This window comes from Nocardia jiangxiensis NBRC 101359, assembly GCF_000308615.1.
GTDB classification, from domain to species: Bacteria; Actinomycetota; Actinomycetes; order Mycobacteriales; family Mycobacteriaceae; genus Nocardia; species Nocardia jiangxiensis.
Genome location: NZ_BAGB01000059.1, coordinates 37,484 through 46,954 on the forward strand (window position 1 = coordinate 37,484; position 9,471 = coordinate 46,954).

General features: G+C 68.3%; 7 protein-coding genes. 1 reads left to right on the forward strand and 6 read right to left on the reverse strand.

The genetic code is table 11. The annotated features are described in order from the left end of the window. Positions 1-53 precede the first annotated feature (53 nt). From ON40_RS26250 to ON40_RS26260, 3 genes are all read right to left on the reverse strand, one after another. Positions 54-3,944: a non-ribosomal peptide synthetase gene (locus ON40_RS26250; protein WP_040827202.1), complete on the reverse strand. Its 3,891-nt coding sequence runs from the start codon at positions 3,942-3,944 to the stop codon at positions 54-56. 160 nt (positions 3,945-4,104) lie between these two features. Further along, positions 4,105-4,551 (reverse strand): VOC family protein, encoded by a 447-nt coding sequence (locus tag ON40_RS26255; RefSeq protein ID WP_040827233.1) that lies wholly within the window; start codon positions 4,549-4,551, stop codon positions 4,105-4,107. A 92-nt stretch (positions 4,552-4,643) separates the two neighbouring features. Next, positions 4,644-5,477: a helix-turn-helix transcriptional regulator gene (locus ON40_RS26260; RefSeq protein WP_040827204.1), complete on the reverse strand. Its 834-nt coding sequence runs from the start codon at positions 5,475-5,477 to the stop codon at positions 4,644-4,646. Positions 5,478-5,596: 119 nt separating this feature from the next. Here ON40_RS26260 and ON40_RS26265 point away from each other — a divergent pair, with 119 nt between their 5' ends. After that, entirely contained in the window at positions 5,597-6,661 is a 1,065-nt protein-coding gene (locus tag ON40_RS26265) for an aldo/keto reductase (protein ID WP_040827206.1), read from the forward strand. A 213-nt stretch (positions 6,662-6,874) separates the two neighbouring features. Here ON40_RS26265 and ON40_RS26270 read toward each other — a convergent pair whose 3' ends face one another. The 3 genes from ON40_RS26270 to nirD are packed head-to-tail and all read right to left on the reverse strand — an operon-like array spanning position 6,875 to position 9,197. Further along, positions 6,875-7,606, reverse strand: a complete 732-nt coding sequence (locus ON40_RS26270; protein ID WP_040827234.1) for a sirohydrochlorin chelatase — start codon at positions 7,604-7,606, stop codon at positions 6,875-6,877. Continuing rightward, positions 7,603-8,817, reverse strand: a complete 1,215-nt coding sequence (locus tag ON40_RS26275) for a uroporphyrinogen-III synthase (RefSeq protein ID WP_040827208.1) — start codon at positions 8,815-8,817, stop codon at positions 7,603-7,605. The genes ON40_RS26270 and ON40_RS26275 overlap by 4 nt, the downstream gene beginning before the upstream one ends. Then, positions 8,814-9,197 carry a nitrite reductase small subunit NirD gene (nirD, locus tag ON40_RS26280; protein ID WP_040827210.1) on the reverse strand — a complete coding sequence of 128 codons (384 nt, stop codon included), beginning with the start codon at positions 9,195-9,197 and terminating at the stop codon, positions 8,814-8,816. Before nirD ends, ON40_RS26275 begins: the two co-directional genes overlap by 4 nt. Between the last annotated feature and the right edge of the window lie 274 nt (positions 9,198-9,471).

A 9,471-nucleotide genomic window follows, 5' to 3' on the forward strand; every position in this document is an offset into this window, starting at 1 on the left:
CAACCCACACGGACTTCGCGGGTCCTGTTGTGCGGCAGGGTCTTCTGAGGAAATCATGTCGACAGCCCGAGTAGATGCGAAGCCAGCAGGGGGCCGATGACCTCCACCACATCGGAATTGGTGAGCTGTGCGTGGGCGGCCGGGACGGGATGTTCGATCAGCGCACCGGTCACATATGGCTGCCACAAGTCCACGCCGATCGGTGCGGTCACACCGCGGGTCGCCGAGAAGTACAGCAGGTCACCGTCGTACACCCCCGGACGGTAGCCGTGCGAGAGACGTACACATTCGACATAGCCGCGATGCAGCCGGGTCAGATGCGCCGCGGTCAGACCCGCGCCGAAACTCGTTCCGGCTGCGGCGAACTCGGCCGCGGCATCGGCCGCGGTCAGGTCGGCCGGCGCATCGCCGTCCTCGGGTTCGTCACCGAGCAGATGGGTGAGCAGATCGCGCATCCGCGGCGTCGGCGGAGGTGGTGTGCCGTCGGGAAATACGATGCTGTCCAGCATCGCGAGAACTGCTACGGCACAACCGCGTGCACGCAGGCGCACGGCGACGGCATGGGCGATCTGCCCACCCAGCGACCAGCCGAGCAGATGGTACGGCCCCTGCGGCTGAATCCGGAGTATGTGCGCGACATAGCGATCGGCGAGATCATCGATCGTGACGGCCGAATCCGGTTCCCGCTCCGGGCCGATCCCCTGCAGGCCGAACACCGGACGATCGGTGAAGTATCGCGCCAGCCCCGCATAACACCAGGCCAGCGGCACCGCGGAATGGATGCAGAACAGCGGCGGCGCGAAACCGCCGCGACGCAGCGCCAGGACCGCACCGAGTCCGTCCTCGGTCTGCGCACCGCCCCGATGACCGGCGATCCGCTCGGCCAGCTCGCCCACGGTCGGGCTGGTGTAGAGCCACCGCACGGTCACCTGAGCATCCGTCGCGGCGGCCAGATCGGCCGAAAGTGTCACTCCCACCAGCGAATTGCCGCCCAGTTCGAAGAAGTCGTCATCGAGACCGACGCGCGGCACCCCCAGTGCCGCGGCGAAGCATTCGGCAACCCGCTGTTGCAGAACGGATTCCGGTGCCCGGTAGGGCCGCTGCACCTGGGCCGGAATCGCGAGCGCGGCCCGATCGACCTTGCCGTGCGCGGTGACCGGAAGCCGGTCCAGGCTCACCAGCTGGGCGGGCACCATGGCCGAGGGCAGCACCTCGCGCAGACTCCCGACGATCGCCGCCGGATCCGCCTCGACTCCCTGGGCCGCAACGAAATAGCCGATCAGCCGAGGCCCCGAAGGTCCGTCGGCGACGGCGACCGCCGCCTGTGCCACCTGCGGTGAGGCGGTCAGCGCGGCCTCGACCTCGGCTGGTTCGATCCGTCGTCCACGCACGCTGAGCTGCTCGTCGACGCGACCTAGGAATTCCAGAGTCCGATCCATCTCCGCGCGGACGAGATCCCCGGTGCGGTACAGGCGTTCGCCGGGACGGAAAGGATCGGCGACGAACCGCTCGGCCGTCGCACCCGGCCTGCCCAGATATCCCTGCGCGACCCCCGGGCCACCGAGATACAGCTCGCCGCGAGTGCCCGGCGGCACCGGCCGCAGGGCGGAATCGAGCACCAGCGCCCGCACACCCGGCAGCGCCCGTCCGATCGTCACCGGGCCGCTGGCCCGCAACGGATCGGATTGCGTTGCCATGACCGTGGTTTCGGTCGGCCCGTACCCGTTGAACAGGCGCAGCGGGGTCGCCCAGCGACGCACGAGTTCGGGCGGGCACACCTCCCCACCCACCACTGCCACACACAGGCCGGGCACCTGCCACGGCTCCAGGGTCGCCAATACCGCGGGTGTGGTGAGGAAATGGGTGATCGCGGCGCCGTTCAGCAGATCCGCCAGCGCACCTCCGGCAACCACCGTCGTCGGTTCGATCACCAGCCGCGCACCGGCCGCGAAGGCGGCGAGCAGTTCGAGCAGATGTGCGTCGAAGGAGGGCGCATGTGCGTGCAGTACGCGCGAATCCCGGTTCACCCCATGGTGTTCGACGAGATGATCGGTCAACGCCCCCATGCCCGCATGACCGACGACGACGCCCTTCGGTGTTCCGCTCGTGCCCGAGGTGTAGATCAGATAGGCCGGATGCCGCACGTCCAGCGGGCGATTCCGGTCGGCATCGGAGACCGGATGTGCGTCACGATGCTCGGCACGCGCCACGGTCGCGGGATCGTCCAGCACCAGCCAATCCACCGCACCGGGCAGCTCCTCGCGCACGGACCGCACCGTAATCCCCAGGCGTGCACCGGAATCCGCCGCAATCGCCGCGATCCGACGCGCCGGATCGGCCGGATCCACCGGAACGAAGGCCGCACCCGCCCGCGCCACCGCGCAGACCGCGAGCACCGACTCCAGCGATCGCGGTGTGGCCACCATCACGAAAACGCCGGGGCCCGCGCCGAATTCGATCAGCTCGCGGGTCCAGCGGTTGCACAGCCGTTCCCATTCGCCGCCGGTCCAGGTGTGCGCACCCGCCTGCACCGCGATCCGGTCGGGTGCACCCTGCCAGCGCAGCAGATCCGCCAGCACACGATCCGCGCGTACCTCCGGAACCTCCGGGAGCACGCGCGGCGGATCCAGCGTCCGGACGACGCGATCCGGTGCGGCGGAGAGGAATCGGTCCAGGTAGTCCAGGAATCGGTGATGATGCCAGTGCAGCGCCGCCGCGGAGTACAGCGCCGGATTGGCCTGCATGCCGATGGTGGCGCTGCGCTCGTCGGGCCCGAGTTGATAGCCGTTGACGAGCAGATCCTCCACCGGACCCAGCGACAGCGGCCGAACCTGACCGGTCACTGCGCTCATCCGCAACGGTTCGACGAAGCCGAGCACATTGAGCACCGGGCCGAATCCGCCTCGGGTCACCTGTGATTCGCCGCGATCACGCTGCATGTCCTCGTACCGGTAGCGCTGATGGCGCAGTGCGCCGATCACCCGCGCCCGGACCTGCCCGATCATCTCCTGCAGCGTCAGATCGCCGATCCCGTGGAGCCGCAACGGAACCACATTCGACACCGACCCCGCCGACCGGCGCAGCGCCGCGGTCGGCCGGGCAGCGACCGGCAGCGACACCATCACCTCGTCGACCCCGAGGGCCGCGGCCAGATAGCAGGAGAAGGCGGTGACGACCAGTTCGGCGAAGCTCGCACCGGTCCGTTCGCGTGCGGCGGCAAGGTGTGCCGCGGTCGCGGCCGACATCGTCGCCTCGACGCGATGCGGCTGCGGCGCGGGCACGGCCGAACGTCCCGCCAGGCCCGCGCAGTGCAGCGGGCCGGACAATTGCGCACGCCAGTACTCACGATCCACGCTCGCGCGCGCGGAATTCCGGTACGCGCGTTCGTCATCGAGCAGTTCCGGAATCGTCAGAGGCCGCCGTCGGTCCGAAACCGATTGTGCGGCCGGACTTTCCCCATCGTTGTACAGCTCGGCCGTGCGATGCAGGATGGCCGCGGCCCCGACCCCGTCGAGCACCATGTGATGACTGCGCAGATACAGCAGATGCCGCGCCGCGTCCACCCGGTACAGATTCGCCACGGTGATCGGACCCGCGATCAAATCGACGGGTGCGCCATGGTCTTTCTCCATCGCCGCGCGGGCTTCACCGACCGGATCGGGACGACCGAGGAGATCGTGGCAGGGCACGACGCCGAATACGTCCGGATCCAGGATCTGCCGCGGCCCGTCGGGATCGGGCACGAATCGCACATGCGGAGACTGCAATTCCCACGCCGCGCGGGCAATGGCGCTCCGCAGCAGCTCGAGATCGAGCGGCCCGGCCAGATCCAGGTACATGGCAACGGTATTGGGCACGTCGGGATACAGCTGCTGTGCCACCCACCATCGCCATTGGGCGGCCGACAACGGGAATTCACCGGTGCCGATCCCGGCTGACCGCACTCGCCCTCCTCGTATCCGGATGCACACTGGACGATTCCGGGCAAACCTACGGCATTCGCTCCGTCGTGGGTGGGTAATCCGAGCGGGTCGTCGGTTTCCAGGCGAGTATCGGTCGCATCCGCACACCGGATGCGACCGAGTGGTCCCGCTGAGCGCGTGCTCAGCCGCGCAGGTGCGCCTCCCGCAGACCGGGCAGGTCGATCTTGGACATGCCGTTCAGCGCGGCACCCACCGCGGCGGCATGCTCACCGCCCAGCAGTTCCGGCAGTTCGGACGGGACGACCTGCCAGGACAGTCCGTACCGGTCGGTCAGCCACCCGCAGGGACCGGGCTTGCCGTCGGTGGTCAGGGCCGCCCACAGCCGGTCGACCTCGTCCTGACCGTCCACCAGGACCTGGATGGATGCCGCATCGGTGTGCGGATGTCCGGGGCCGCCGTTCATCAGCGTGACCGCGTGACCGGCCAGCTCGAGCGTCACGACGAAGGCCGAGCCGTCCGCGTTGCGGGTGATGCCGGTGATGTGTGAATCCGGAACCGCCGCGGTGTAGAACTCCGCGGCCTGCTCGGCCTCGCTGTCGAACCAGATGAAGGTGCTGACGCTGGTCATGATGTGCTCCTCGGGTGAAGTGAACCTGCTGTCATCCTTCGGTCGGAGCCGACCGCCACGATTCGACACATCCTCGCGAATTTTTTCGAATCTCACTCCGCGCACAGCCGGTCCAGCGCCGACTGACTCTCCGGGTCCACCGCCCGATAGATCACCAGCCGCTGATCGGGATCCTGCAACGGCATCAACACCTCGAACTGCACGGCCATCCGCCCGACCTCCGGATGCCGCAGCACCTTGGTGCCGCGACCGTTCACCCGGACGTCGCGCTGATCCCACATCGTCGCGAATTCCGTATCGGCCGCGATGAATTCGGCGATCAGATCGGCCAGCACCTGATCCTCGGGATGGGCGGCCCAGGCCGCACGCAGATCCGCGATCCCTTCGCGCAGAATGGTTTCCCGGTCGACGTAGAACCCGTCCCGCATCCGCGGATGCATCAGGCACATCCACATCGAATTGCGCTGACGCGGCGGCAATTTCTCGAAATCCACCAGCACGCGGGACATTTCGTGATTCCAGGCCAGAATGTCGTAGCGGTGGTTGACCAGCATCGCCGGCAGCGGCGCGAGATCGGCCACCAAGCGGACCAGCGCCGGGTCCGCGGTGCTCGCGGGCTTGCCGATCGCGGGTGCGCGCTGCTGGGCCAGATCGAACAGATATGCGCGCTCGTCGGGAGCCAGGCGCAACGCACCGGCCAACGCCTCGAGCACCTCGGCCGAGGGACGCAGGCCGCGGCCCTGTTCCAGACGCACGACGTAATCGGTGCTGACCCCCGCCAGTTCGGCGACCTCCTCGCGACGCAGCCCCGGGGTGCGCCGGGAATGCCGACGTTGCGGCAGGCCGAAATCGCGCGGGTCCAGGCGCTCGCGCCGGGCTCGCAGAAAGGCGGCCAATTCCTGGGTGGTATCCACGGTGTGCGTCATCGCCATCGATCCTACGGCCGGGTAGGACCGGCGTTCCTAGGCAAAACTCTCCCTTAACCACACTCGTCCCGCGCAACAGACTGGTTCTCGACATCGGATCACGAGTACAGGAGAACAAGATGTCCCTCACCCTGGACACCTATCGGCTGCTGGGACGTTCCGGACTGCGAGTCTCGCCGCTGGCCCTGGGAACGATGACCTTCGGCGCGGACTGGGGCTGGGGCGCCGACACCGATGACGCCCGCAAGCTGTTCGACCGCTACGTCGAGCTGGGCGGCAACTTCATCGACACCGCCAGCGCCTACACCAACGGCAGCTCCGAACGTCTACTGGGCGAATTCACCCGCGACAACCGCGACAGCCTGGTGCTGGCGACCAAATACACCATGCTGCGCAATCCGACCGATCCCAATTCCGGCGGCAACCACCGCAAGAGCATGGTCACCTCGGTGGAATCCAGTCTGCGACGGCTGAATACGGATTACATCGACCTGTTGTACCTGCACGCCTGGGATTTCACGACGCCGGTCGAGGAGATCCTGCGCTCGATGGACGATCTGGTGCGTCAGGGCAAGGTGCTCTACGTGGCGATCTCCGACGCTCCCGCCTGGCAGGTCTCCCGCATGCAGGCCATCGCCGATCTGCGCGGCTGGTCACCGCTGGTCGGGTTGCAGATCGAATACAGCCTGGTGGAGCGCACCTCCGAGCGCGATCTGATCCCGATGGCCGCCGAAATGGGCCTGGGAGTGATTCCGTGGTCGCCGCTGGCCAACGGCGTGCTCACCGGTAAGTACAGCGCCGCCGATCTGCAGGGTGAGACCATCACCTCGCCCGAGGGCTCGCGCAAGAGCGTCGCACTGGCTCAGGGCTCGCTGACCGAGCGCAGCCTGCGCATCGCCCAGGTCGTCCAGGAGGTCGCCGCGGATCTGGGTCGCACCCCCGCCCAGGTGGCCCTGGCCTGGACACTGCAGAACCCGGCGGTCACCGCCCCGATCATCGGTGCGCGCACCCCCGACCAGCTCGAGGACAACTTCGGCGCCCTCGACGTCGAATTCGACGCCACCCACCTGGCCCGCCTCGCCCAGGTCAGCGCCATCGATCTCGGTTTCCCGCACGACATGCTGGCCCGCGACATGACCCGCACCGTCATCAACGGCGACCTGAAAGTCCAGGCCCGCGCCTGACGGTCATCGCCGCGAATTCGACCCCTGTACAAGGCCGACCTTGTACAGGGGTCGAACGCATTCTCGGCGTGCCGATGGCCGACCGGACGGTCCTGCCGGGCCGCGTGGCCGGTCAGCGAACACTCTTCCGAACCGTGGTCGTTCACGAATTATATTGCACTGAAACATAATCCCTGCGTCCCGCACGCGTCTGCGGCAGCGCACAACAGCCGATCAGGCAGCGGTGCGGATCAGATCTCGTACGGCGGCGTGGTAGCGACCGACCAGGAGGCGCACGACCGCCGGATGGATGCCGATGGGTTCGGCGACGCCGTCCGCGCCTGCCTCGTACAGTCGCTGGTGGAACAGGCCGTGCGCGAGCAGGTACGAGGCGATGAAGACGCATCGTGAGCCCGATTCGCGCAGTGCCGCAACGACTTCCGGGACCCGTGGCGATCCGGTGGCGACGTACGCGACCTGGGCGGGGGTGTCCAGTTGCGCGGACAGCAGGGTCGCGGCTCGGCGGACATCACGGCGGGCACGGGGGTCGGAGGAGCCGGCGGCGGCTAAGACCACCGCGTCGCCGGGACGCCAACCGGCCGTACGCAATCGCAGCCGCATCACCCGTGCCAGGGCGACATCCGGGCCCATGGCCGGGGTGACCGAAACCGACGGATGTCCGCTCTCCCCGATCTCGCGCGGAACGTCCTGGTACACGTGGTATCCGGAGGCCAGGAACGCCGGAACCACCACGGCCGGAACAGATCCCAGATCTCGCAGCACCTCCGAGGGCACCGGGCCGAGCACGTCCACGAAGGCCGTACGCACCAAGGGAACCGAGATGTCTTCGGGCGCAGCGGTTCCCCGCAGTTCGCGTGATACCGCCTCGGCCAGGTCGCTGATCATGCGCACACCGCGGGCGCTTCTGGTGCCGTGCGCGACCAGCACCAGAGCAGGGACGCTCACCACACTCCCGCCAGCGGGGCCGGATGCGGCGGGCGTCCCGGAGACACGGATCCACCGACGGCCGGACGCGGATTGTTGTCCACGCACTCGGCCGGATCCATCGCGAGCCGGTAGCCCCGTTTCACCACGGTCTGAATGACTTTCGGCGCGCCGAGTCCGGCGCGCAGCCGGGCGATCCCGGTCTCCACCGCATGGGTGTCCTCGCCGCCGCCGGGCAGCGCGGCCAGCAGATCACTTCGGGACACCACCCGGCCGGGCTGGCGGGCCAGCGCCCGCATCAGCGCCATCGGCGCGGGTGCGAGCTGACGCACCGCCCCGTCGACCACGACACATCCGCCGCGCACACTGAGTTCGTGCCCGGCGGCGTGAATCCGGTTGGCGCGCCGGGGAAGTTCCTCCGCGACGTGCCGCGCCAGCGCACCCAGGCGCGCCCGCGCGGGCATCGTGGTACTCACGCCGAGCTCCTCGAGCGGTGCGGCGGTGATCGATCCGACGCAGGCGGGCAGCACCCGGGTCCGCAGTGCGTGCAACACGCCCTCGAGCAGCCCGGTTTCCTTGGCGCGCATCAGCATCGAGGCAACAGCCGGGGCGCTGGTGAAGGTGACGCAATCCAGCCCGGCGGTGATCATCGACTCGATCAGCCGGTCCATCGGCACCTGATCCTCCGGCGGGATCCAGCGGTACACCGGCACCGGCACGACATCGGCTCCCGCGCAACGCAATACCTCGCAGAAGTCGGGCACCGGCTCCCATTCGGTGGTCGCGCCGTGCAACTGCACCGCGACGCGAACACCCTCCACGCCCTCGGCGAGCAGATGATCGAGCACCTCGGCCGAGGACTCCGAGGCCGGAGACCACTCCTCACGCAGTTCGGCGGCGCGGATGGCGCCCTTGGCCTTCGGGCCGCGGGCCAGCAGCCGGGTCGAGGCCAGCGTCGAACGCAGGTCCTCGGCCAGCCCCCAGCCCTCCGCGGCCTCCATCCAGCCGCGGAAGCCGATTCCGGTGGTGGCCACGGCCAGTTGCGGCGGGTCGGCGACCAATTGCCTTGTGACCCGTTCCAATTCGGTGTCGTCGGCCAACGGGATGATCCGAATGGCCGGCGCGGTGACGATGGTCGCGCCGCGCCGGGTCAGGATCGTGGAGAGTTCGTCGGCGCGCCGGGCAGCGGTCACGCCGACGGTGAATCCCTCCAGGGGAAGCTGTTCGTTCACGGGCAGTCCACGGGTTCGTTGGATACCGATACCAGCCCGTCGTCCACACGCACAGCATAGACCGGCAGAGCCGCGGCGGCATCGTCCAGGCAGTGCCCGTCCAGCAGGGAGAATGCCTGCTTGAGCAGCGGCGAGGCCACCACCGGCACACCGGCGCGGTCGCCGACGATCCCGCGCGACATCACCGCCGCGCGCCCGAACGGGTCGACATTGCCGACGGCGTGGATGGTGCCGCCGGGCAATAGGAACAGTGCGGCCTGCCGCCCGCCCCTGAGCAGCACTGCCACGCCACGGCCGGGAATCAGCTGGTCGAGCCTGCAGGCCCGGGTCCAGCCGGTCGTCACGACAGGAGCATATGCGGGTGTATCGATAACGGTCATCGGTAATTCTCCTCCGAACGCCCTACCTATTGGTACCGGCGGACTGTTTCCACGCGATTACGCGCCTATTTCCCATGCGTGGCGGCACTGTGAGTCCCGCCTCAGTGTGTGACCGGAATTTCCGGAATGCCCAGCAGCACCGGTACTTTGCGTTCTCCGGTGTCGTCGAACGAGATGGTCGGGTCGGCTTCCTCGGGGGCGTTGACGAAGGAGACGAACCGCGAGAGCTTGTCCGGATCCTCCAGAACCGCGGCCCATTCGTCCTTGTACCCGT